This window comes from Paenarthrobacter sp. AT5, assembly GCF_032764245.1.
Lineage (GTDB): Bacteria > Actinomycetota > Actinomycetes > Actinomycetales > Micrococcaceae > Arthrobacter > Arthrobacter ureafaciens.
Map to the genome: position 1 here is coordinate 275,248 of NZ_CP136441.1, position 23,112 is coordinate 298,359.

The following is a 23,112-nucleotide window of genomic DNA, read 5'->3' on the forward strand; positions in this document are numbered from 1 at the left end:
GTCTCCCGAAACCGGCGCTTGCCAGGTGGTGTGCAACCACCGCAATGCCGGAGCCGTGAAGTCCGCTCCGACCCAGCGGAGAGGACTTCTCATGGCCGGGAGAAGTAAGCGAGCCCGTGAGACATTCCTTACCCATGAAGCTGCTGGCAAGTGTGCTCGCCACAGCTGTCTTTTCGATGGGGCTGGGTGGTGCATTAGCGTCATCAGCCTTGGCAACAACCCCAGGGGCGCCGGGTGTCGCACAATCCGGCACCGTTGTCTTCAACGAGGACTTCGAAAATGGGACGGATGACACCGCGCTTGGAGCCCAGTCCTATTCCGCCTCCGGATCAACCGCCTACACCGGGGCCTCAGGACAGACGTACACGGGGTCGCCTCAACGGATCAACGGGATTCGATGCAACGGCGTCATCCTGAGCCATGACAACACCACCACACCCGCCTGGGCCGTCTCCGGAAGCGCCGGTACAGCCACGAACAACCGTTGTGCCGATTCCAGCGGTGTTCGCAGCTACCAGTTCCTGCGCATGCTGGCGCTGGCCATGGGCCAGGAATTCACGCCCAACTCGCCCGCCACGAACCATGTAAACAGCTCGTACACCGAGTGCCGGTCCACCAGCACATCGAGTGGCACGTGCGATACCCTCCCCACGGGGCCCACCGACGGTCTCATGTTCAAAACAGCGGCGCCTATCGCAGTGGCTCCCGGTCACTACTACACGTTCGGTGTGGATACGGCGTACATGAACTGTGGCTTGCCGGCGGGGGACCCCTCCTATCAATTCGCACGGAGCGACGAACTCGGAAACGTGACACTAATCGGCGCTCCCCTCAACGGCTGCCAATCGACAACGGATCCCAATGTCACCTCATCCGAGCAAGAAGTAACCAGCAACGTCGGCGGCGTCTTCGGCACTGTGACCAAGTCGGTCCGCATCAATTCCATGACCTCCGACGTTGCCTTCCAGGCAACCACCGAGTCGCTGGGCCTGGAGATGTGGAATACGAATGGAACCACCGACGGCAACGACGGTGCCTTTGACAACGTGCGCTTGGTTGATGTCACGCCGCAGTTGGACAAGTCCTTTACCCCGGGCCTTATCGGTCCGGGCGGGACGTCCACCCTCACCCTGACAGTCACCAACACCGATGAACTCAATGCCAAGAGCGACTGGACCATCACGGACACGCTCCCGGCCGGCGTCGTCGTGGCCGATGTGCCGAACCTCGGCGGAACCTGCGTCCAGGCGCCGGGAACCGACCCGTTCCTGACGACGGCCAATCCCGGCGGCAACGTCATAACGGTGACCGGCGGAGATCTGGCCTCCCGAATGGTGTCCTGCACTATCACGGTGGATGTCACCGCCGCGGCCGAAGGCACGTACGTCAACGGTCCTGCCAACATCGCGACCAACCTGAACCCGCCGGCGGACGCCAGTCTGGTGGTCCGCGCTCCCCGCCTGGCACTGAGCAAAGCACTGGGCGCTGAACGAACGGCAGCCGCAGACCAGTTCACGGTTGAAATCCGTGAGGGCTCCGCCACGGGAACGGTGGTCAATAACACAGCTAACTCAACCACCACCGGCTCGGGCGCTGCCGTCTCGGCTGGTACCGGGGTTACGGGTCAGTATGTGGCCAACGCCGGTAGTACGTACTATCTCACCGAGTCGGGCCCCAACCTGTCGGGATACGCCAAGGCCATTAGTTGCACGGATGCCAACGGTTTGCAGACAGGCCTGCCTCGCCGGGCAGCCTTCGGTGGTTCGTTGGAGTTGGTTCCGGTGGCCGGGGCGGATATCAGTTGCGTGCTGACCAACACAGCCGTTCAGGCCCCTCAGTTGACGTTTACCAAGATGGCCAACCCGTCCGGGATACAGTCCCCGTCGCAGGTTGGTGACGTGATTAGCTACACGTTCACGGCCGCGAACAACGGTAACGTCGCGCTATCGGGCGTAGTCATTGACGACCCCCTGGCCGGCCTTTCGCCGTTGGTTTACACTTGGCCCGGAACTCCCGGAACGCTGCTTCCGGGCGAGACTGTCACAGCGACGGCAACGTATGCGATCACACAGGCCGACGTCGACGCCGGTCACGTTGCCAACTCAGCGGTAGCTACTGGTAATCCTCCTACCGGGCCTCCGTTAACGACGCCGCCGTCGGGTACGGATACTCCGTTGACCAAGGCTCCGGCGTTGCAGTTCAGCAAGATGGCGGATACTTCGGCGATCCACAAACCGGCCGTTGTTGGTGACGTCATCACGTACACGTTCACCGCAAGGAACACCGGAAACGTGAAGCTGACTGATGTGACGATCGATGATCCGATGGCTGGGTTGTCCCCGTTGGTTTTCAACTGGCCGGGCAACCCGGGGGAGTTGTTCCCGGGCGAGTCGGTCACGGCGAAGGCCACGTACGCGATCACCCAAGCGGACATCGACGCTGGCCACGTGGTCAACTCGGCCACGATCACTGGTGCTCCGCCCGCAGGTCCCGCTGTGACGCCTCCTCCGGGAGTAACGGATACCCCGTTGACCTCTGCCCCGGCGATGGAATTCAGCAAGACAGCCACGGCCGCGGCATCTGATGGACCGTCCCGCGTGGGCGATCACATCGTCTACCGGTTCACGGCCAAGAACAACGGCAACGTGAAGCTGAACAAAGTGTCGATTGATGACCAAATGGAAGGATTGTCGGCTCTGACCTACGTCTGGCCGGGCACCCCGGGGGAGTTGCTCCCGGGCGAGTCGGTCACGGCAGAGGCAACGTACACGGTCACGCAGGGGGATATCGACGCCGGTCACGTCGCCAACCTGGCGACCACCACGGGAACGCCACCTACGGGTCCCGTAGTTGCACCGCCAGCTGCCGGCACCGACACTCCGTTGTCTCCAGACGCGGGTTTTGCGTTCTTCAAGACCGCTGACGGTTCCGCCATCGGAGATCCCGCGAAGGTCGGTGACATTATCACCTTCAACTTCACGGCGAAGAACACCGGCAACGTTGTCCTGACGGACGTCGCCATCCGGGACGCGATGCCCGGTTTGTCCGCGCTGGATCACCGCTGGCCTGGAACTCCCGGCGTGCTGAACCCGGGTGAGACGGTCACTGCCAAGGCGACTTATGCGATCACCCAGGCGGACATTAATGCCGGCCAAGTGTTCAATACGGCCACGGCGTCGGCAGGTTCGACAACGGGAAGTCTGGTGTCAACGCCGCCGGCAAACGTTGTGATCAACTTCCCGACGACGGAGGCGACGGGTCCGGACCGGGCTGAAGAACCGCTGGCCTTCACAGGTGTTGTCCTCACCGTGCTACCCATCAGTGTTCTGATAGTTGGCGCTGGCTTGGTCCTGTTCCTTGTGGGACGCCGTAAGAAGCAGGCAGCACGTCCATGAAGAAGTCAGTCGCGTGCATGACAGCGCTACTCATGTCGGCAGTGCTTGCCGGCTGTTCGTCTGGAAGCGGCGGCCAGTCGCCGTCGAACACTACAACGCAAGCGGCTACTACTGGTGAGGCAAAGCCGGCGAACCCGGGCACCGGGATCATCGAAGCCGCCAAGATGACTTCCTGTGATACCGCCACCGGCAAAGTGACAGCCAAGGGGATAGTGACTCCGCCGGACGGAATCAAGGGCACCGTCAAGGTCTCGGTGAGTTGGGTGGACCCGGCAACCTCGGCAGTACTGGCACGCGGCGAGCGATCGTTCACGGGTGCGCAGCCGGGGAAGGCTTTGGATTGGTCGGTTGAAGCTGAAATCGCCAAGCCAGGGACAGAGGCCAAGTGCGTCCTCGGAGCCAGCGTGCTGTAGCCGCGCTGCTCAAAAGCGCGGGCTCTTGCAGTGGGGCCTGTGCGGCGCTGGAAGCGGCTGTCCGGATCACCCTCCGGGCAGCCGCTTTTCTTTGACTTCTGAAGCAATTAGGTCACAAGAGTTTGACGTTAAGGTAAACCTAAGTAAGGTTTGCCTATGCTAACTAGTGCAACGGAAGGAAGCTGACGTGACGTCACCAACTGTCGAGGAGCGGATAGCTCAGGAGCAGGATTTCGGCTCCAAAGTGGAGCTGGCTCTCGCTGCCACCAGCCAGCTGTTCAACGCGCGAAATTCGCCCAATTATGTGGCGCAGGTTCTGCAGGGCGTCAACGCTGTTTCCACAAAAGTGCAGAGAACCGCCCGGCCGTTCACCGGCGTCGCACCTTCAGCGCTGAAGGCGAAAGTGGAAGCCGTGGACCTGGACCGTCCCCTGCCGGATACGGCTGCAGCCCTCGACGAGCTCGACGACCTCTACCTCAAGGACGCCATCTACTTCCACGACGCCCGATACGCGGCCCACCTGAATTGCCCCGTGGTCATTCCGGCACTTGTGGGCGAAGCAGTCCTTTCTGCCGTGAACTCGTCCATGGACACCTGGGACCAAAGTGCCGGGGCCACCATGATCGAACGCCGCCTCATCGATTGGACTGCTGAGCGGATTGGTTTCTCCGCAGAGGCCGACGGCGTGTTTACCTCCGGTGGAAGCCAGTCAAAATTTCCAGGCGCTGTTGATCGCGCGCAACCAGGCGGTGGCCAAACTCCGTGCGACCAGCCCCGAAGTGCGCCTGCCGCACCTGCTGGATCGCCTCCGCATCTTCACCTCCGCAGACAGTCACTTCAGCATCCAGAAGTCGGCCTCCATGCTCGGCCTCGGATTCGACGCGGTGATCGCGGTTCCCACCTCCGAAGACCACCGCATGGATCCCGCTGCGCTGGCGGCAGCCCTGGCGGAAGCGCACGATGCCGGGCTGGTGCCCATGGCGGTTGTGGCCACTGCGGGGACCACCGACTTCGGTTCGGTGGATCCGCTTGCCGAGGTGTCGGCGCTCGTCCGGGCCTACGATTCGTGGCTCCACGTCGACGCTGCCTACGGCGGAGGATTGCTCGTCTCGCGCAGGTACCGGCATCTTCTTGACGGCATCCACGTGGCCGACTCGGTGACCGTCGATTTCCATAAAACGTTCTTCCAGCCGGTCAGTTCCAGCGCGGTGCTGGTCCGGCGCGGTGCCATGCTCGGCCATGTCACCTACTACGCCGACTACCTGAATCCGGAAAGTGCGGCCAAAGCCGACATTCCCAACCAGGTGGACAAGAGCATCCAGACCACCCGCCGCTTCGATGCGTTGAAGCTTTGGCTGACACTCCGGATCATGGGGGCGGACGCTATCGGCGTGCTGTTCGACGAGGCGATCGAGCTCGCTGGCCGCGTGGGCACACTGGTGGCTGAGGATGCAGAATTCGAACTGGCTGCCGCACCGCAGCTCAGCACCCTGGTGTTCCGCTACCGCCCGTTCGTGGATGGAGTCGCCGTGAACGACGATGCCGCGGACCTTCTCAACCCGGCCATCCGCGCAGCAATCTTCGCGTCGGGTGAAGCCGTAGTGGCCGGCACCAAGGTGGCAGGGCATCACTACCTCAAATTCACCCTGCTCAATGCTGAAGCATCCCTGGGGGATATCCAGGAAATCATCGAACTCATCCGCCGGACGGGCGCCGGCCTGCTCGCGAACACGACGGAGGCCGCTGCATGAGCACCCCGGACAAAGGCAGGATCTACGACGTCGCGGGAATCGGCGTCGGGCCCTTCAACCTGGGTCTGGCCGCGCTGAGTGAACCCGTGGAGGAGCTGGACTGCGTGTTCCTTGAGCGTCGGGACTCGTTCGACTGGCATCCAGGCATGATGCTCGAGCCTGCACACCTGCAGGTCCCCTTCATGGCCGACCTCGTAACCTTGGCCGATCCGACGTCGCCGTATTCGTTCCTGAACTTCCTGAAACAGACAGGGCGCCTGTACCGCTTCTATATCAGGGAGAACTTCTACCCGCTCCGCGCCGAGTACAACCAGTACTGCCAGTGGGTAGCCGGCCAGCTCGATTCCGTCCGTTTTGGCACGGATGTGCTGGATGTGGCCTACGACGACGGCGTGTACCGGCTTTCGGTGCAGGGCCCGGATGGCGCTGAGGTGCTTCGCGCCCGACGGCTGGTCCTCGGCACGGGTACCTCGCCGTACATTCCAGCGTCCTGTGCAGGGGTAGTCGACGGCGGGGGACTCGTCCTCCACAACGCCGAGTACCTGTCGAGGAAGAGTGAGGTGCAATCCAAACGGAGCATTACGATCGTGGGCAGCGGACAGAGCGCGGCCGAGATCTACTACGAACTGCTCCAGGAAATCGACGTCCACGGCTATCAACTCAACTGGGTCACGCGGTCCGGGCGCTTCTTCCCCTTGGAGTACACCAAGCTAACGCTCGAAATGACGTCCCCGGAGTACGTGGACTACTTCCACTCCCTGCCGTCCGAGCAGCGTGACTCATTGATCAGGAACCAGAAAAACCTCTACAAAGGCATCAACTCGGACCTGATCGACGATATCTATGACCTCCTGTACACCAAGAGCCTTTCCGGGATGGTGGACACCCGGCTGCATACGCATTCTGCACTGAACGCTGCCGAATGGGATGCGGGCAGGAGGACCCATACACTTCAGCTCCGCCACGAGGAACACGGACGCGACTACCAGCTGGAGTCCGAAGCCGTGGTGCTGGCCACCGGTTATGCCTACAGGGAACCGGCATTCCTGGCCGGCATCAAAGACCGCCTCCGCCGTGACCACAAAGGGCGGTTCGACGTCGACCGTAACTACGGGACCGGCGTCGAACCCGGCGAAATCTTTGTACAGAATGCGGAACTCCACACCCACGGCTTCGTTACCCCGGACCTCGGCATGGCCGCGTACCGCAATTCCTGCATCCTGCGTGAAATCACGGGCCGGGAGATCTACCCGATCGAGCGCAGCATCGCTTTCCAGCAGTTTGGCGCACCTGCCGCAGTGCAGGCCGAAACCGTAGGGGCACGTGTATGAGGTTCACGTTCCGTCCCGTCGATCCGGTAGCCGATGCACCCGTCCTCCACAGCTGGGTGAGCCGGGAGTACGCGCGGTTCTGGGGCATGGCCGGATGCACGGAACAGGACGTTGTTGAGGAGTACTCAGGCATCGCCGCCTCCGGACACCACCAGGCATTCCTGGGGCTCGACGGCGGTGTGCCCGCCTTCCTCATGGAACGGTACCTTCCGGAAGCGTCCCCGTTGGCGGACGTCTACGAAGTACAGCCCGGGGACGTGGGAATGCACCTGCTGGTATCGCCGCCGAGCGGAACCCCTCAATCCGGCTTCACCACGTCCGTCATGCAAGCCGTGATGACAGAACTCTTCGATGATCCCGCAACCCGGCGGGTCGTCGTCGAGCCTGATGCCCGGAACCACAAGATCCATCTCCTCAACCAGAAGGTGGGCTTCCGCCCGCACGGCGTGGTGACTCTTCCCGCCGTCGACCCTGCTGAGGACCACAAGCAGGGGCTCCTTAGCTTCTGTACCCGCGAGGACTTTCTCGCCACCCTGACCCCGATTCCGGCCGTGCCCGCCGCGGCGACCAAAGGAGAAACCCAGTGACAAGCACAGCCGAGGCCGCAACAGCACAGTCGCCGGTTGCCCACCTGACGCCGGAGCGTTGGGCCGTTGCCAACAGGCACCTGGTCCGCAAAGCGCTCGCAGAGTTCTCGCATGAACGCATCCTTGTTCCCGAACTCATCCGCGAAGAGGCGGACGGAATTGGTCTCTACAAGGTGGTGAGCGACGACGGTTCAGTGGAGTACCGCTTCCGCGCCCGGGTCTTGGAACTGGAGCACTGGTCCGTGCTCCCGGACTCGATCGGCCGGCACGGGGATGGCGGGAAGCTGCCGCTGGATGCCTTGGATTTCATTGCCGAGTTCCACCAAACGCTCGGCATCGGGATGGACATGCTGCCGGTGTATCTGGAAGAGATCAGCAGCACCCTGGCCGGCCACGCGTACAAGCAGGGCAAACCCTTCGGGTCCGTTGAACTGGCCGCCGGCGTGACGGGTGGCTCGGATGTTGCGGCTGACTTCCAGGCAATCGAGCACAGCATGGCCGAGGGCCACCCCTGTTTCGTGGCCAACAACGGGCGGTTGGGTTTTGGTATTGAGGATTACCACGCTTTTGCACCCGAGGCCGGGGCTACCGTCCAGCTGCAGTGGATCGCGGTCCATCGGTCCAAGGCCGTGTTCACGTCGAGTGCCGGTTTGGACTACAAGGCGCACTTTGAAGCGGAATTGGGCCCGGCTACCGTGGCTTGGTTCAACGCGGGGCTCTCAGCCTCAGGGCTGGATCCCGAGGACTACTTCTTCATGCCGGTACACCCCTGGCAATGGGACAACAAACTCACTGTGACTTTTGCTGCGGAAATCGCACAGCAACACATCGTGCACCTTGGCCATGGCGAGGATTCTTACCAGGCCCAACAGTCCATCCGGACGTTCTTCAACGCCACCTCGCCCGGGAAGGCCTACGTGAAGACCGCGATGTCCGTGCTGAACATGGGCTTCATGCGAGGGTTGTCGCCGCAGTACATGAAGGCCACGCCGGCCATCAACGACTGGCTGCAGGAACTGATCACCAAAGACCAGGAGCTCCAGGACCGGGGCTTGGCCATGATCAAGGAAAGTGCGGCGATCGGCTACCGCAACGACTATTTCGAGGCTGCGTCGGCCAAGGATTCGCCGTACCGGAAGATGCTCTCTGCCCTGTGGAGGGAAAGTCCCCTGCCATTGCTTAAGGATGGCCAGCAGTTGGCAACCATGGCATCCCTGCTGCACGTCGATGCTTCCGGCGCCTCGATGGTTTCGTCGCTGATTGCGCGCTCCGGGCTGGAGCCCACGCAATGGTTGCGCCGCTATTTCGACGCGTACCTTGTGCCATTGGTGCACTGCCTCTACAACTACGAGCTCGCATTCATGCCGCACGGCGAGAACGTGATCCTGATCCTTGAGGACGGCGTACCGGTGCGGGCGATCATGAAGGACATTGCCGAGGAAATCGTGGTGATGGGGGACAGGCTGGAACTGCCCGGGGAAGTTTCCCGCATCAAGGCAGAGATCCCGGCCGAACAGATGGTGTTGGCAATCTTTACGGACGTCTTCGACTGCATCTTCCGCTTCCTTTCCGCGATCCTCGTTGAGGACGGAACGATGCGCGAAGACGAGTTCTGGGGGACTGCTGCATCGGTGCTGCGGGAATACCAGGCCCGCCACCCCGAACTCGCCGATCAGTTCGACAGGCACGACCTCTTCGCCCCGGACTTCGAGTTGTCCTGCCTCAACAGGCTGCAGTTGCGGAACAACCAGCACATGCTGGATATCTCCGATCCCTCCGGGGGCCTCCAAATGGCGGGACGTTTGGCCAATCCTCTGGCAAAGTTCGCCTGTACCTCGTTTCGTCCCCTCGCCCTGAGCCGAGTTGACACTTAATGACAATCCGCCGCGCCAACATTGTCATTAAGTGTCAACTCGGTGGGGTGGCGGAGGAGTTGCGGGACGCTAGGGTAGGGCCATGACCACTCGAGCCAACGAACTCACTGCCCTTGTCACCGGAGCCACCGCCGGCCTGGGCGCGGAGTTCGCCCGCGAGCTTGCCGAAGCCGGGCACCATCTGGTCCTGGTTGCCCGCGATGAAGAGCGACTCAAAGCCAAGGCCGAGGAACTCGAGCGCGACTTCAGTATCTCGGTGGAGGTGTTGCCGGCGGACCTGACCTCCGACGTCGGGGTTTCCGCAGTGGCGGACCGCCTGCGGGACGCAAGCAGGCCCGTGGACGTGCTGGTGAACAACGCGGGGATCGGGCTCTTGAAGTCGTTCGAGGACAACGATCTTGAGGAAGAGCGGGCGCACTTGCGCCTCCACGTCCAGACTCCCATGGAGCTATGCCACGCCGTCCTTGAGGTCATGTTGGCGCGGGGCAAGGGCCGGATCATCAACGTGGCCAGCGTGGCGGCCTTCGCCAACCGGGGCAGCTATTCCGCGGCCAAAGCCTGGCAGGTGACATTCAGCCGCTGGGCGAACACCGCTTATGCAAAGTCAGGCGTACAGGTCACCGCAGTCTGCCCGGGGTTCACCCACACGGAGTTTCACGATCGCATGGGCATGGATAAGTCCGTGGCGCCGCGATTCCTCTGGCTGAAGGCCGAGCGGGTGGTTCGTGAAGGCCTCGAGGACAACGCCAAAGGCAAAGCTGTGTCCATCCCGACGCGGAGGTACAAGGTGGTCACCTTCTTCGCGCGCGTCCTCCCGGCAAAGCTGACCGCAGGCCCGCCGAGGCGCCCGGCGAAGACGGAGGACTAACGGCCCAAAGCTGGTAAATGCCCCACATGAAGTGGGACATTTTGGGCATCGCCCCTTGAAGTGGTCCAGAGCATGTTGGGGCGACTGCGGGGCAGCGCCGAATAGTCCAAAGTTCTTTGGCTCTGCCTTCTCCGGAAGCGATTTCTGCAGCGCTTGAGCAGGGAACAGTGCCAGACGTCCGTGACGTGACTGACAACGGAGTCGGTTTAGCGCCGCCGCTGCACCACCACGGCAACGGCAATTCCGATGACCGCTCCCACGAACGTCTCAACGGCCCGCTCCAGCACCAGCACTCCCGGATCCATGGGTGCCGCCAGCTGCGCGATCAGCAGGATTACGGGGGTGAAGAACACCATGGCCCAGCCGTAGTGCCTGGCCATGAACAGCTCGGTGGGGAACTGGCATAACATCACGATCACCGCGAGTACCACCGGGCCGTGGCTTGGGAAGTACTGAAGCGGCGACACCGGACTCGGGAAAAGCACGACGGCGACCACCCCCAAGCCGAGGAACGTCCCCACGATCCTGTGGATGCCCCGGTGGACCCGGCTTGGCAGATCGGCACCGGCCAGCGGGACGGCCGCTGCTGCCATGGCCCAGTGCGGGTGGCCGCTGCCACTGAGTACGCCGCAAACCCCGGCCGCGCTGACTGCAAGGACGTAGCGCGTCGCATGGACCAGGGCTGACTGCCGTAGAGGCCCGCGCAACAGTGGTACGTCCCGGACCGCACCCCGTTCCCATGAGCGGGTTCGCAACCACCCCGCAAAGCCAACCACGATCGAGAACGCTGCCGAGGCAGCACCGATGAGCACCGCCGTCGTAAATGGAACGCTGGTCGGCACCGAGGCGCAGGCGCCCAAGGCAAGGATTCCGAAGAACGGTCCTACGGGCCTTAGCTTCGCGGCATCACAGAAGAAAGAGCCGGCCCCCGCGAAAAGCGTAGCCACGAGCACGAGCCACCACGAATGAATATGGTTGACGGACAGGAAGGTGCCGATGGACAACCCGCCCACCAGCAAGAGCGCCGCCTGTGCTTGGTGCCTGAGCCGAAGTTGGTGCGATTCATTGCGTCCGTACATGCCTGTCAAGGCACCGAACACCGCGTACATCATGAGCTCGGGCCGGCCGATGGCAATGAGGAAGAGTCCAGGCACAACCACGCTGAGCCCGACGCGTACGGCCGATAGCCTGTCGTTGTTCGCCGGACCGATCCGGTGAAGTTCCCGGGCGTGCGTCATGAACACGGACATGGGAACACCACCAATCATCAAGGGCTTGTGGGCTAAAGGCTCACGTCCGAAAATTATCAGGATTGCCGCGCGAGCTGCCATAAGCCCGGTCACAACGCGTAGCAAGGACTGTCAGAGGAATCTGGAAAGATCGAGATATGCCCGTAGCTTTCGTCTGCAGAACCCGCTCCACCATGTCGTGGCAGGCCCCTGCAACACCGGATCCGGGCCGATGATCCGGCTGGCGCATTCGGATGACCTCGGGCAGCTGCAGACCATTGAGCGCGCCGCGGGGGAGGCCTTCCGTTCCTTGGGCATGGACCAGATTGCCGACGACGAACCCTTTCCCGTGGACGTGTTGCAGGAGTATGTCTCTGCGGGACGGGCCTGGGTTTACGTCGACGGCCTCGACTACCCCGTGGCCTACATCCTTGTGGACGTGGTGGACGGAAACGCCCATGTGGAACAGGTGAGTGTCCACCCGGACCAGGCCCACCAAGGCATCGGCCGGGAACTGCTCCATGCCGCCCGGGTTTGGGCGAGGGGCCACGGCATGCACCGGCAGACCCTCAGCACCTTCCGGGACGTTCCTTGGAACGCGCCGTACTATCGCCGCCTCGGTTTTGAGGTGTTCGACGCCGGACGGTGGGGCCCGGAGCTCACCCGCCTGATGGAGCATGAGGCGGAGTTGGGACTGACGCGCTGGCCGCGGGTGGCGATGTGGCGCCCGGTGGTCCCGCCCGCGTAGGCTCCGCCACCGCAGGCGAATGCGCCTTGGCCACTCCTGGACGCCTCATTGCCGAGTCTATGAGTTCCGTGCCCGCTCAACGTCGGCTGCGCTGGCAGCGTCGCCTACCGACCGGAGTCCGGCGATGACGCCTTCCACATCAGCCGGCGTCCGGTTTTGGCTGAGTTTCGCTTTCGCCTCCACGCGCGTCATCACAAGTTCGACGCCGACTATCGCCTTCAGCTGCCCGGCAATGAAGCGCTGCGGTGCTTCGTCCACCGACCAGGGACGTGCCATCGCCGACTCGTGGTGATCCGAAAGCTGCCGGACGTGCTTTCCCAGCCACTCGCCGTCGTCATGGATCACCAGCCGGCCGTAGACGTGGGCGGTGGAGTAGTTCCACGTGGGAACCACCCGTCCATGCTCGGCCTTGGAGGCGTACCAGGAGGGGGAGATGTAGGCGTCCGGACCTTGAAGGATCATCAACGCCTCACCCGTCACCGGCGTTGACCATTGGGGATTGTTGCGCGCCATGTGGGTTTGCAGGGCGCCGTGGTCCCCAACGGAGGGGTCGTAGATGAAAGGCAGGAGCGTGGCGAGCAGGCCGTCCGGTGTCATGGTCACGAGGTTCGCGGCCCCGGAGTTGCGGAGCAGCGCCTCAATGGCCTCTTCGGAAGCGGCGAAGTGGGCGGGGGTGTACATGGAAGTGTCCTTTCGGCTTGGGTTAGGGGCGCGACGGCGGCGCGAGCCTCACGCGCACGGCGGCAGCTGCGCAGAGGATCACCATGAGACCGCCGATGACGGTGGTCAGGGTGAGGGACTCGCCGAGCAGGAGAGCTGCCCACGCGATGGTCATGACGGGCTGTACCAACTGGATCTGGCTGACTTGGGCCATGGGTCCGATGGCAAGCCCGCGGTACCAGGCGAAGAAGCCGAGGAACATGCTGACCACGCCTAAATAGGCAAAGGCCGCCCATCCGGCCGGCGTCGTGGAAGGGAAGCCAGACGCCAGCGACATGGCTGTCAACAGGATCATGACCGGGGACGCCACCACCAGGGCCCAGGAGATGGTCTGCCACGAACCCAGTTCGCGGGCCAACAGGCCGCCTTCCGCGTAGCCGATAGCGGCGGCTACAACGGCTCCGAGCAGGAGAAGGTCAGCCCAGTGAAGTGACTCAAAGCCGCCCGACTGCGCCAGGGCGAAAACCACTGCGGCCACCACGCCCACCCCCGTGAGCACCCAGAACAGGGGCCTCGGACGTTCGCGTCCCCGCATGACGGCCACGGTCGCTGTTGCTGCCGGGAGAAGGGCAATGACCACCGCGCCGTGGCTCGCGGAAGTGCTGGTCAGGGCAAAGGTGGTGAGTAGCGGGAACCCGGCCACGATTCCGCCGGCTACTACTGCCAGGCGCAACCACTGCATGCCTTGGGGAAAGCGTTGCTTGGTGATTGCCAAGGCAGCGGCAGCAAGGACGGCGGCTATGACTGCCCGGCCGGCTCCAATGAACAGGGGCGACATCCCATCCACGGCCACCCGTGTGAAGGGAACCGTGAAGGAGAAGGCGAACACGCCCACAAGCCCCCACCAAATTCCGGATGCGGTTGGCGTGGGTAACGCTGGCGACTGAATGAGAGTAGCGCTACTATTATGGTTCATGAACAACGATAGCAGTTCACGGATAGTCTCGCGACTGAAAGAGTGGATTGCCGCAGCCGCCCCCGGGGCCCGAATGCCTTCTACCCGCCAACTCGTGGCGGAGTACCAAGCGAGCCCTGTGACAGTACAAAAGGCACTGAGGACACTCACCGCCCAAGGGCTTATCGAGAGCCGTCCCGGCGTTGGAACGTTCGTCCGCGCCTACCGCACCGCGCGTCCGGTGGATTATGCGTGGCAGACGGCTGCCCTTGGCGCGCTCCAGGCACCCAGGCTAACCAACACCGCTGCGATGCGCAGTGCGTCCAATGATGTGATTGCTTTCCACTCCGGGTACCCGGCGCGTGAGCTCCTCCCAGAGAGGCTGGTTCGTTCGGCACTGACGCGTGCGGCGCGTGGCGAGGCCGCGTTGTCCAGGCCGCCCGTCGCGGGTCTGCCGGAGCTGCAGTCGTGGTTCGCGCAGGAGCTTAGTACCTCAACGCCGGTTGGCGTGACGCCGCCCCAGCCCGGCGACGTCGTCGTGCTTCCCGGAAGCCAAAGCGGCCTGAGCTCGATCTTCCGCGGCCTGGTGGGTCACGGCCAGCCGCTGCTGGTGGAGTCGCCCAGCTATTGGGGCGCGTTGCTTGCGGCCGCGCAGGCGGGTGTCCGCGTGGTCCCGGTACCGAGCGGGCCGGACGGTCCTGACCCCGCACAGCTGTCCCGTGCTTTCGAAGAGACGGGCGCCCGCATGTTCTACGCCCAACCCAACTTCGCGAACCCAACCGGTGCCCAGTGGTCGGTTCGGCGCGGCGAGGAAGTCCTGGACGTGGTGCGGGCCCATGGCGCTTTCCTTGTGGAGGACGACTGGGCCCACGACTTCGGGATCACCGCCCCATCCGTACCGGTAGCCGCGAAGGACGACTCAGGGCACGTTCTCTACATCCGTTCGCTAACCAAGAGCGTGTCCCCGTCCATCCGCGTGGCGGCGGTGGTCGCCCGCGGCCCGGCCCGGGAGCGGATCCTTACCGCGCAGGCCGCCGAATCAATGTATGTCAGCGGCCTCCTGCAGGCGGCCGCGCTCGACGTCGTCACCCAGCCCGGGTGGCAAACCCACCTCCGGGGAGTCTCGGCCCAGCTGCAGTCGCGGCGGGATCTTCTGGCCACCAGCCTCAGCGAACACATCCCGGAGGCCCATCTGCCGCACCTGCCCAAGGGCGGCCTGAACCTCTGGTTGCGGCTTCCGGACGGGGTCGACGCCGAACGCCTCACCAAGGATTGCGAGGCAGCCGGTGTCCTGATCGCCGCAGGTACCGAGTGGTTCCCTGCCGAACCCGAAGGGCCGTATGTCCGGCTCAACTATGCCGGGCCCAACCCGGGAGCGTTCCCGGAAGGGGTGCGAATTATCGGTGGGGCGCTGAAGCGGCAGAGGTAGTTTGGGGTCGTTTCGCGCTATCGGGTATGCAGGTCTGTATCCAGGCCAGGAAAATCCAAGGGCGATTCGAACTCCGGTTCGCCGCTCCTCAAATCAACGTCGGATTCGCGGATCGCGTACCGCATTGCGGCCTCGGCCGCTTCCGGATCACCCTTTTTGATGGCATCCAGGATGGACCTGTGGTCCGGTACCGGGTCCAGCCAGTGACCTCCCGGGTGATGCTGGATGCGGTTCCGGGCGCTCAGTGCGTGCACGATCACAACGTCGAGGCGCATCATCAGTTCATTGTGGGTTGCCCGAAGCAGGCTCAGGTGAAAGTCATGGTCCGCTGCGGCGAGCCGTTCAACATCGCGGCCTGAGGCTTCGAATTCGGCAAATGCCTTCTCAAGGGCTTCCAGGTCCTCAGGTTTCCTGAACCGTGCAGCAAGCTTTGCCGCGGCCGGCTCTATGACATCTCTCAACTGGGAGAGTTCGGCCAGGAGGCGGTCGTCATCGCGCCGGGCTGCGCGGCGCCATTTAATCACGTCGCTGTCCAGCAGCTTCCATGACTTCCGGTCATTGACGATTGTTCCGCGGCGCGGCCACGAATCGATCAAGCCCTTTTCCCGGATCACTCGCAGCGCTTCCCGCATCGCCGTTTTGCTGACTCCGAATTCCGGCTCCAGGGAGTCCACATCGATGCGCGTACCCGGAGGGTAGTCTCCGCGCACGATGCGTAGCCCGAGCATGTCTACCAGCTCGGTGTGCAGGTTTGTCATAGCGGTACCCTACCCCTTCAACCTGACTATTGCCTTTATACCTATTATTAGTAATAATACTCAAATATGTGGGCTGCGTCTCACGGAAAGATGCATACGAAGGAGTAGCTATGCCATTTCGACCCAACCGCCGCGCGAAGACCTTCTCTGTCCTCGCCACCGTTGCAGTGGGAGCCACCGTTCTTGTTGGTTGCTCGCCATCCCAGGCGAATAACTCCGGCTCCCCGCAGCCGGCGACCATCACCTTCGCCGCCTCCACCCTCGGGGACCCGGGCCGCGGACCGGGCTTGCAAAAGCTCATCGATGAGTACAACGCGAGCCAGAGTACGGTAACCGTCCAGGCTGCTTCGGTCCCTTACCCGACCTTCGGCCAGACCGTCCTGACACAAATGGGCGGTGGAGAAGGTCCGGACTTGGTGCGTTTTGATATGCCCGAGTTCTCCACGGCAGCAGCTTCTGCCCTGCTCGAGCCCCTGGACGACAAGATCGACGCGTCCAAGCTCAACTTGATTGCCGGGCCGGACAAGTACCTGAACGTCGACGGCCACCGCTACGGCGTTGTCTTCGAGAACTCCAACTACGGCATGTTCTACAACAAGGACCTCATCCCCGAGGCTCCCAAAACCTTTGACGAGTTCATGCAAACGGCCAAGGCCACCACCAAGGGTGACGTGTACGGCCTCGCCTTCCGTCAGACTCAGGCAGAAGAAGCAGGTGTGTGGCAGGACATCTACAACTACGTGCTCGGTTTCGGCGGTGACTGGTCCGACGGCGGGAAGCTCACCCTGGATTCGCCCAAGGTGATTGAAGGACTGGAAAAATACAAGGAGCTTTACGACGCCAACGTCATTCCCAAGGGCGCGGATGCGGCCACCTTCCGCAAGATGTTCGCCAACGGCAAGGTTGGAATGGAGCTCAACAACGGCGGCTACGTGACCGCTACCAAGTCAGCCAACCCGGCACTGAATTTCAGCGTTGCCCGGATCCCGTTCCCTGAGAAGAAACAGGGTTCCCTGCTGGCCCCGATCGTCATCAACGCGAACAGCAAGCACAAGGACGCCGCCCTCGACTTCATCCAGTGGATCCTGAACCCCGAGCAGCAGGTCAAGCTTCAGGAAGTGCTGGGTGCCAGCAGCGTGGCCACGCCCACCGAACGCAGCGCCGAGAGCCTGGAGAAATACCCGTTCCTCCCCGAATTGGACAAGCTGACCGAGTCCGGTGTTCCGCAGATCGTCAACGGCTTCGGTCCCCAGACCGCGGACATCCGCCGCATTGTTGTCACTGAGGTGCTTTCTTCCCTTCAGGGCCAGCAGGACATGAAGACCGCCATGGAGAAGGCCCAGAAGCAGGCCGAGGAGCTGGTTAGGTAATGAGCGGCCAAAAAGGGGGACCGCGTCTGCTGTCGCGGTCCCCGGGGCCCGGGAACACTTCCAAACCCGCTTCCCCGTCCCCACGCAAGCGCCGGCGCAGGAGCGCGGTGGGCAGTCCGTGGACACCGTATCTTTTCCTTGCCCCGGCTGTCCTCTACATCGGCATCTTCCAGCTCTTCCCGCTCCTGCAGGAAGTCTGGCTAAGTTTCACCCGGACAACGCTGCTTAACCCGACCCTGAACGTTTGGGTCGGCCTGGCGAACTACCAGTCCGTTCTCGGGGACCCGTCGTTCCGGCAGACCCTGCTCACCACCCTTCTGTATGTCACCGCTTGCGTTGTCGGGTCGGTGGGACTGGGGTTGGTAGTGGCTCTCCTGTTGAACGGCAGGTTCCCGGGCCGGGCAGTGGCCCGGTCCTTGGTCACCGTGCCGTGGGCTGCTCCCGGAATCGCCGTGGCGCTGATAGCGGTGTGGATGTTCAACCCGCAATTCGGCCTCCTTACCCGGGTGTTGAAAGGCTTGGGGATAGACACAGGCGAGAACGGCGTCCTGGATAATCCCAGCCTGGCTCTCGCGGCCATTCTCATGACCACTATCTGGCAGTTGGTCCCGTTTGTTGCCGTCGTCCTGCTCTCTGCGCTGCAAAGTGTGCCGCAGGAACTCGTCGAAGCAGCGCAAGTTGACGGCGCAGGGCGCTGGATGATCTTCCGCGTGGTCACCTGGCAGGTGCTGAAACCGACCATCGGCTTGGTGGCCGTACTTATGACCATCTGGTCTCTGCGGCGATTCGAGCTGATCTGGCTCATGACGCGCGGTGGGCCCCTGGGTTCCACCCGGACCCTTGTTATCGACCTCTATTCGCAGGCATTCGAGTCAAAGCAACTCGGCACAGCCGCCGCGATCGGGATGGTGGGCATCGTCATCTCCCTCATCGTCATTATCGGTAGTCGACTGGTCGCACGTGCGGCCGCTAAGGAGGCATGATGCGCCGCTTACACCTTGGCGTGACTGCACGCATGCTGGCCGTCCTGGTTGTCTTGGGGCTCGCTATCTTCCCGGTCTACTGGATGTTCGTCACGGCACTGACATCTGATCAAGACCTGTTCGGCCCATCGATCAACCTGCTTCCGGACTTCTCCCGACTCAACGTTTTCAGCGAAGCCCTGGCTGACGGCCAGGTTGTCGGATGGCTCACCAACAGCCTCGTCGTTGCCGCGGGCACTACCGTACTGTCCATCGCCTTGGGTGTGCCCTTGGGCTATGCGCTGTCCCGGTTTGGCTTCAGGGGGAAAGCAACTGTTGGCCTCGCCTTGCTTTTCACGCAGATGCTTCCGGAAGCGCTGTTGGTGGTTCCACTGTTCGCCGTATTCCGCAGATTTGACCTGCTGAATTCCTTGCACGGTCTTATCCTTGCGGACACAGCCTTCGCCCTGCCAGTGGTGGCTTTGATTCTGAAGGGAGCCATTGACGGAGTTCCGCGGGATCTCGACGAGGCTGCACGCGTGGATGGAAGCAACCCGCCCACGGTACTGTTCCGCATCATCCTGCCGCTCATCGCGCCGGCAATCGCCGCCGCTGCCGTCATCGCGTTCTTCAGCGCCTGGAACGAATACGTCTTTGCGGTCACGTTCGTCTTCGACAAGTCATTGCAACCGGCCTCGGTTGGCGTGGCCGGCTTCATCGGGGAGCAGGACACCTCTATCCAAAGCATCATGGCGGTCGGTCTGCTGTTCACGCTGCCCGCAGTCGCTTTTTACCTTTTTGCACAGAGATACGTCGTCAGCGGCATGACTGCCGGCGCGGTTAAGGGATAAAGACTCACTTATGAAAATAACCAACCTCGATACCGTAGTTGTCGATTTTTATCGGACAAACCTTATTTTCGTCAGGCTCAGCACCGACGAAGGAATTACTGGAGTAGCCGAGGCGACCCTTGAAGGACAGGAGCACGCCGTGGTGGGTGCCGTGGCTGTCCTCGCGGATGCGGTTCGAGGCAAAGATCCAACCCGCATCACGGAAACGATCTACCAGCTCAACAGAGATGCCTACTGGCGGGGCGGGCCCGTTTCCATGACCGCCTTGAGCGCATTGGAAATGGCAATGTGGGATGTCTCTGCCCGTGCACTCGGGGTGCCGGTTCATCGCATGCTCGGCGGCCAGGTCCGCGATAGGGTACGGGCCTATGCCAACGGGTGGTTTTCCGGAGCCCGCACCCCGGAAGACTTTGCCGAGGCCGCCGTGCAGACCATCGGACAAGGGTTCCGGGGCCTCAAATGGGATCCGTTTGAAGCAGCAGATCTCACCCTCGAACCCCGGGACCTGAAACGGATGCTGGAACCAGTGGCCGCCGTACGGGCGGCGGTGGGGGACGACGTCGAACTGTTCATCGAGGGGCACGGCAGGTTCGACGTTCCGACCGCTATCAGGGTGGCCCGCGAACTCGAACAATTCAACCCCGTGTTCTTCGAAGAACCGTGCCCGCCTGACGGGATCGATTCCCTCGTGGAGATCCGTTCCAAGTCTCCCGTGCCCATCGCTGCGGGGGAACGTTGGATCGGACGGAGCACGTTCGTGCCGGCATTGGGCCGGCACGCCGTTGACTACGTACAGCCGGACGTCACGCATGCCGGTGGACTGATGGAACTGCAATTCATCGCCACGCTTGCTGCCTCCCAGTACATTCCCTTCGCCCCGCACAACCCCAGCGGACCTCTCAGCACGGCCGCCACGTTGCAGCTCGGCGCCATGGTGCCGAACTTCCGCTACTTGGAAATCATGGCCACTGACGTGCCGTGGCGAAGCGAAATTTCCAGTGAACGGCTGACGCTGACTGAGGACGGCGACGTCCTCATCCCGGAAGGACCTGGTCTGGGCATCGAACTCGACTTCGACGCCATCGCGGAACACCCTTACACACCACACCCCATGCGCATTTTCACCGATGCGGTTGCGGACATCCGTCCTCCGGACGCGAGGTCTTTCTTCAACCTCGAAACCACCCCGGTGGGCTAGGTGGCAAGCGATTACATGCAAGCCCAAAAAGAAATCGTGGAAGGAGGGACAATGTTCACCACAGTCGAGGAAACAAACACCAGGACCACCGCCGCCCACGCGGCCTACGAACAAGCAAGGGACATCGACCCGGGCACGCGTGCCGCATGGTTAAGGGGCATCGCCGCTGCATTGGAAGCGAATGCAGATGAGCTGGTGGCCCTGGGACAAGAAGAAACCCACTTGGACGAGGGAAGGCTTTCCTTCGAGCTCAAGAGGTCCGTCTTCCAACTACGGTTGTTCGCGGAGGAGGTCGTCCGGGGAGAACACCTGGACGCAACCATCGACCACGCCGATCCGACGTGGGGGATGGGTCCGCGGCCGGATATCCGTCGCGTCTCCGTGCCTCTGGGCGTCGTAGGCGTATTCGGGGCCTCCAACTTCCCCTTCGCGTTCAGCGTCATGGGTGGAGACAGTGCATCTGCGCTCGCCGCCGGGTGTGCAGTGGTGCATAAGATCCACGAAGGCCACCTGCAGCTTGCCCTGCGCACAGGTGCGATCGTGGAGGAAGCGTTGGAATCGGTGGGTGCTCCGCAGGGGCTTTTCTCCACCATCATCGGACGGGCGGCAGCTGAATGCCTGGTGGACCACCCGTTGGTAAAGGCTATTGGCTTCACTGGTTCCACCGCCGGAGGAAGGGCGCTGTTCGACCGTGCGGCACGACGTTCCACACCCATCCCTTTCTACGGAGAACTGGGCAGCATCAACCCTGTGTTCGTCACTGAAGCTGCTTGGAAGTTGCGCCGCGATGAGATCCTGGCCGGTTTCGCGTCGTCGTTCACTATGGGGATGGGCCAATTCTGCACCAAACCTGGGCTTCTCTTTGTCCCGGGGTACTCCTCCGCCTTAACCGGCAACGGTGATGACGTCTCTGACATTCTCAATCGGGAAGTCGCAGGCAAGCCGCGCCGCCCGCTCCTTAGCCCCAGACTGCGGGAAGGCTTCGATCGGGCCGTGGAAACCGTGCGGGCCGCACCCGGCGTAGACGTGCTGTTGGCAGGGGACGATTCCGAGGCGCCCCACCCTACTATCCTGAAGACCACGGCTGATCACGTCCGCAAACATCCCGGAATCCTTGAACAGGAGATGTTCGGACCGGCTGCGGTAGTAGTGGAGTATCACCCAGGTGATGACCTGGTCTCCCTGGCAGGATTAATGGTGGGGCAACTGACCGGCACCGTTCATGCCGAACCCCACGAAGACGTCTCGGATCTGCTGTCCACTCTGCGGGAACGCTGCGGCCGGTTGCTGTGGAACGCCTGGCCCACAGGTGTGACGGTGAGCTATGCACAGCACCATGGCGGACCCTACCCGGCCACCACGGCAACCACCACGTCCGTGGGAACGGCGGCGATCGCTCGGTTCATGCGGGCTGTGGCCTACGATTCCTTCCCGCCGTCCCAACTGCCGGCACCGTTGCGTGATGACAATCCGTGGCGGATCCGGCGCCGGGTGGATGGAGCTTGGGATTCACCAATCCCGGAAGGAAAAGTCAGTGAATAAGTCAAACATGCCGGACATCCTGCCATCGGACGGCGCGGACTCCGTGCTGGTTGGGCGAATCTGGGATCCGAATAGCCAAGGCCCGCGGGTAGTGGCGGTCCGGGGTGAGGAACTTGTGGACCTGACCCCGATGTTCGGCACTGTCTCGGAACTCCTGGAAAACGACGATCCCGCGGACCTGGTTCTCAGCAGTGGCTCGAATGTTCTTCCATGGGCACTGGAAGAGGTGGTCCAAAACTCCGCGACAGGGGACCGCAACCTCCCTTTCCTTCTGGCGCCCTTGGACCTGCAGGTGATTAAAGCCTGCGGCGTGACCTTCGTGGAGAGCATGGTGGAACGTGTCATCGAGGAACGGTGCGAAGGTGACTTCAACCGTGCTGCGGAAGTAAGGAAGAGCGTCAACAAAGCCCTCGACGGCGGTTTGGCTTCTGTCCGTCCCGGATCCAAACAGGCCCTGGAGGCCAAGAAAATCCTGGCCGCCCAAGGCATGTGGTCCCAGTACTTGGAGGTGGGGCTTGGCCCGGATCCGGAGGTATTTACTAAAGCTCCTGTGTTGTCAGCCGTGGGTTACGGTTCCGGCGTTGGTATTCCCGCGTTTTCTTCGTGGAACAATCCCGAACCGGAACTCGTCCTCATGGTCGATTCCGCAGGCAGGGTCAAGGGCGCTGCGCTCGGCAATGATGTGAATCTCCGGGACGTGGAAGGGCGAAGTGCCCTCCTGTTGGGAATGGCCAAGGACAACAATGCCTCGTGCGCGGTTGGCCCGTTCATCCGGCTGTTCCATGGCGGATTCACGTTGGAGTCCCTTCGCACCGAAGAGATAGCCCTGACTGTGGAAGGGGTGGACGGTTACCGTCTTGAGGGCCGGAACAGCCTTAGCCGGATCAGCCGTCCCTTCGAGGAACTCGTAACTGCTGCGCACGGCCGGCACCACCAATACCCGGACGGTTTTGCCCTTTTTACCGGAACGCTTTTCGCCCCCACACAGGACCGCGACGCGGAAGGGCTCGGCTTCACCCATAAGAACGCTGATGTTGTAACCATTAGCAGTGCGCAGCTTGGAACGCTGGTGAACCAGGTCCATGCCACGGAAGACATGGAGCCGTGGACTTTTGGGATCGGGGCTTTGTTTAGCTATCTGGCTGGAGTGAAAAAGGTTTAGTTAACAGCCGTAGCCACCAACCTCAAGGA

Annotated in this window: 18 protein-coding genes and 1 pseudogene; 15 read left to right on the forward strand and 4 right to left on the reverse strand. The window is 62.4% G+C overall.

Features of this window, described 5'->3' with window-relative positions; all coding sequences use genetic code 11:
• The first annotated feature begins 209 nt into the window (after positions 1 to 209).
• The 7 genes and pseudogenes from RI444_RS01365 (at position 210) to RI444_RS01395 (ending at position 10,219) form a co-directional block, all read left to right on the forward strand.
• Positions 210 to 3,395, forward strand: coding sequence for a hypothetical protein (locus RI444_RS01365; RefSeq protein WP_242703171.1), 3,186 nt, complete (start codon positions 210 to 212; stop codon positions 3,393 to 3,395).
• On the forward strand, positions 3,392 to 3,808 hold the full coding sequence (locus RI444_RS01370) for a hypothetical protein (protein ID WP_021471268.1): 417 nt from the start codon (positions 3,392 to 3,394) through the stop codon (positions 3,806 to 3,808). Before RI444_RS01365 ends, RI444_RS01370 begins: the two co-directional genes overlap by 4 nt.
• A 187-nt stretch (positions 3,809 to 3,995) precedes the next feature.
• Positions 3,996 to 5,559 (forward strand): annotated as a pseudogene (locus tag RI444_RS01375) (pyridoxal phosphate-dependent decarboxylase family protein).
• Positions 5,556 to 6,890 (forward strand): lysine N(6)-hydroxylase/L-ornithine N(5)-oxygenase family protein, encoded by a 1,335-nt coding sequence (locus RI444_RS01380; RefSeq protein WP_207605236.1) that lies wholly within the window; start codon positions 5,556 to 5,558, stop codon positions 6,888 to 6,890. The pseudogene RI444_RS01375 and the gene RI444_RS01380 overlap by 4 nt, the downstream one beginning before the upstream one ends.
• Positions 6,887 to 7,477, forward strand: a complete 591-nt coding sequence (locus tag RI444_RS01385; protein ID WP_069696034.1) for a GNAT family N-acetyltransferase — start codon at positions 6,887 to 6,889, stop codon at positions 7,475 to 7,477. The genes RI444_RS01380 and RI444_RS01385 overlap by 4 nt, the downstream gene beginning before the upstream one ends.
• A complete protein-coding gene (locus RI444_RS01390) occupies positions 7,474 to 9,351 on the forward strand; it encodes an IucA/IucC family protein (protein WP_207605235.1) in 1,878 nt (625 codons plus the stop codon). The genes RI444_RS01385 and RI444_RS01390 overlap by 4 nt, the downstream gene beginning before the upstream one ends.
• 82 nt (positions 9,352 to 9,433) lie before the next feature.
• Positions 9,434 to 10,219: an SDR family NAD(P)-dependent oxidoreductase gene (locus RI444_RS01395; protein ID WP_021471263.1), complete on the forward strand. Its 786-nt coding sequence runs from the start codon at positions 9,434 to 9,436 to the stop codon at positions 10,217 to 10,219.
• Between the two features lie 206 nt (positions 10,220 to 10,425).
• Here RI444_RS01395 and RI444_RS01400 read toward each other — a convergent pair whose 3' ends face one another.
• The gene (locus RI444_RS01400) at positions 10,426 to 11,469 is read right to left on the reverse strand and encodes an FUSC family protein (RefSeq protein ID WP_021471262.1); all 1,044 of its coding nucleotides are present in this window, start codon (positions 11,467 to 11,469) and stop codon (positions 10,426 to 10,428) included.
• Between the two features lie 211 nt (positions 11,470 to 11,680).
• Here RI444_RS01400 and RI444_RS01405 point away from each other — a divergent pair, with 211 nt between their 5' ends.
• Positions 11,681 to 12,196: a GNAT family N-acetyltransferase gene (locus RI444_RS01405; protein WP_207605828.1), complete on the forward strand. Its 516-nt coding sequence runs from the start codon at positions 11,681 to 11,683 to the stop codon at positions 12,194 to 12,196.
• A gap of 57 nt (positions 12,197 to 12,253) precedes the next feature.
• Here RI444_RS01405 and RI444_RS01410 read toward each other — a convergent pair whose 3' ends face one another.
• Positions 12,254 to 12,877 (reverse strand): FMN-binding negative transcriptional regulator, encoded by a 624-nt coding sequence (locus tag RI444_RS01410; protein ID WP_207605234.1) that lies wholly within the window; start codon positions 12,875 to 12,877, stop codon positions 12,254 to 12,256.
• A 22-nt stretch (positions 12,878 to 12,899) separates the two neighbouring features.
• Entirely contained in the window at positions 12,900 to 13,832 is a 933-nt protein-coding gene (locus RI444_RS01415) for a DMT family transporter (RefSeq protein ID WP_207605233.1), read from the reverse strand.
• Between RI444_RS01415 and RI444_RS01420 the strand changes: the two genes are divergently transcribed.
• Entirely contained in the window at positions 13,831 to 15,240 is a 1,410-nt protein-coding gene (locus RI444_RS01420) for a PLP-dependent aminotransferase family protein (protein WP_207605232.1), read from the forward strand. The genes RI444_RS01415 and RI444_RS01420 overlap by 2 nt on opposite strands.
• A 17-nt stretch (positions 15,241 to 15,257) precedes the next feature.
• Here RI444_RS01420 and RI444_RS01425 read toward each other — a convergent pair whose 3' ends face one another.
• Positions 15,258 to 15,998 carry a FadR/GntR family transcriptional regulator gene (locus RI444_RS01425; protein ID WP_021471257.1) on the reverse strand — a complete coding sequence of 247 codons (741 nt, stop codon included), beginning with the start codon at positions 15,996 to 15,998 and terminating at the stop codon, positions 15,258 to 15,260.
• 110 nt (positions 15,999 to 16,108) lie between these two features.
• Between RI444_RS01425 and RI444_RS01430 the strand changes: the two genes are divergently transcribed.
• From RI444_RS01430 to RI444_RS01455, 6 genes are all read left to right on the forward strand, one after another.
• Positions 16,109 to 17,368, forward strand: coding sequence for an ABC transporter substrate-binding protein (locus tag RI444_RS01430; RefSeq protein ID WP_207605231.1), 1,260 nt, complete (start codon positions 16,109 to 16,111; stop codon positions 17,366 to 17,368).
• Between the two features lie 107 nt (positions 17,369 to 17,475).
• Complete coding sequence (locus tag RI444_RS01435) at positions 17,476 to 18,351, forward strand: carbohydrate ABC transporter permease (protein WP_062094684.1); 876 nt, start codon at positions 17,476 to 17,478, stop codon at positions 18,349 to 18,351.
• Positions 18,348 to 19,181 carry a carbohydrate ABC transporter permease gene (locus tag RI444_RS01440; RefSeq protein WP_069696039.1) on the forward strand — a complete coding sequence of 278 codons (834 nt, stop codon included), beginning with the start codon at positions 18,348 to 18,350 and terminating at the stop codon, positions 19,179 to 19,181. Before RI444_RS01435 ends, RI444_RS01440 begins: the two co-directional genes overlap by 4 nt.
• A 10-nt stretch (positions 19,182 to 19,191) precedes the next feature.
• Positions 19,192 to 20,379: a mandelate racemase/muconate lactonizing enzyme family protein gene (locus tag RI444_RS01445; protein WP_062094688.1), complete on the forward strand. Its 1,188-nt coding sequence runs from the start codon at positions 19,192 to 19,194 to the stop codon at positions 20,377 to 20,379.
• 51 nt (positions 20,380 to 20,430) lie between these two features.
• On the forward strand, positions 20,431 to 21,921 hold the full coding sequence (locus RI444_RS01450) for an aldehyde dehydrogenase (NADP(+)) (RefSeq protein ID WP_021471252.1): 1,491 nt from the start codon (positions 20,431 to 20,433) through the stop codon (positions 21,919 to 21,921).
• A gap of 7 nt (positions 21,922 to 21,928) precedes the next feature.
• Positions 21,929 to 23,083 carry a fumarylacetoacetate hydrolase family protein gene (locus RI444_RS01455; RefSeq protein ID WP_062094690.1) on the forward strand — a complete coding sequence of 385 codons (1,155 nt, stop codon included), beginning with the start codon at positions 21,929 to 21,931 and terminating at the stop codon, positions 23,081 to 23,083.
• Positions 23,084 to 23,112 lie beyond the last annotated feature (29 nt).

Coding starts and splice junctions, on each gene's coding strand:
- RI444_RS01370 (WP_021471268.1), top strand. CDS start 3,392: ATGAAGAAGTCAGTCGCGTGCATGACAGCGCTACTCATGTCGGCAGTG.
- RI444_RS01380 (WP_207605236.1), top strand. CDS start 5,556: ATGAGCACCCCGGACAAAGGCAGGATCTACGACGTCGCGGGAATCGGC.
- RI444_RS01385 (WP_069696034.1), top strand. CDS start 6,887: ATGAGGTTCACGTTCCGTCCCGTCGATCCGGTAGCCGATGCACCCGTC.
- RI444_RS01395 (WP_021471263.1), top strand. CDS start 9,434: ATGACCACTCGAGCCAACGAACTCACTGCCCTTGTCACCGGAGCCACC.
- RI444_RS01400 (WP_021471262.1), bottom strand. CDS start 11,469: ATGTCCGTGTTCATGACGCACGCCCGGGAACTTCACCGGATCGGTCCG.
- RI444_RS01405 (WP_207605828.1), top strand. CDS start 11,681: ATGATCCGGCTGGCGCATTCGGATGACCTCGGGCAGCTGCAGACCATT.
- RI444_RS01410 (WP_207605234.1), bottom strand. CDS start 12,877: ATGTACACCCCCGCCCACTTCGCCGCTTCCGAAGAGGCCATTGAGGCG.
- RI444_RS01420 (WP_207605232.1), top strand. CDS start 13,831: ATGAACAACGATAGCAGTTCACGGATAGTCTCGCGACTGAAAGAGTGG.
- RI444_RS01415 (WP_207605233.1), bottom strand. CDS start 13,832: ATGAACCATAATAGTAGCGCTACTCTCATTCAGTCGCCAGCGTTACCC.
- RI444_RS01425 (WP_021471257.1), bottom strand. CDS start 15,998: ATGACAAACCTGCACACCGAGCTGGTAGACATGCTCGGGCTACGCATC.
- RI444_RS01430 (WP_207605231.1), top strand. CDS start 16,109: ATGCCATTTCGACCCAACCGCCGCGCGAAGACCTTCTCTGTCCTCGCC.
- RI444_RS01440 (WP_069696039.1), top strand. CDS start 18,348: ATGATGCGCCGCTTACACCTTGGCGTGACTGCACGCATGCTGGCCGTC.
- RI444_RS01445 (WP_062094688.1), top strand. CDS start 19,192: ATGAAAATAACCAACCTCGATACCGTAGTTGTCGATTTTTATCGGACA.
- RI444_RS01450 (WP_021471252.1), top strand. CDS start 20,431: ATGTTCACCACAGTCGAGGAAACAAACACCAGGACCACCGCCGCCCAC.
- RI444_RS01455 (WP_062094690.1), top strand. CDS start 21,929: ATGCCGGACATCCTGCCATCGGACGGCGCGGACTCCGTGCTGGTTGGG.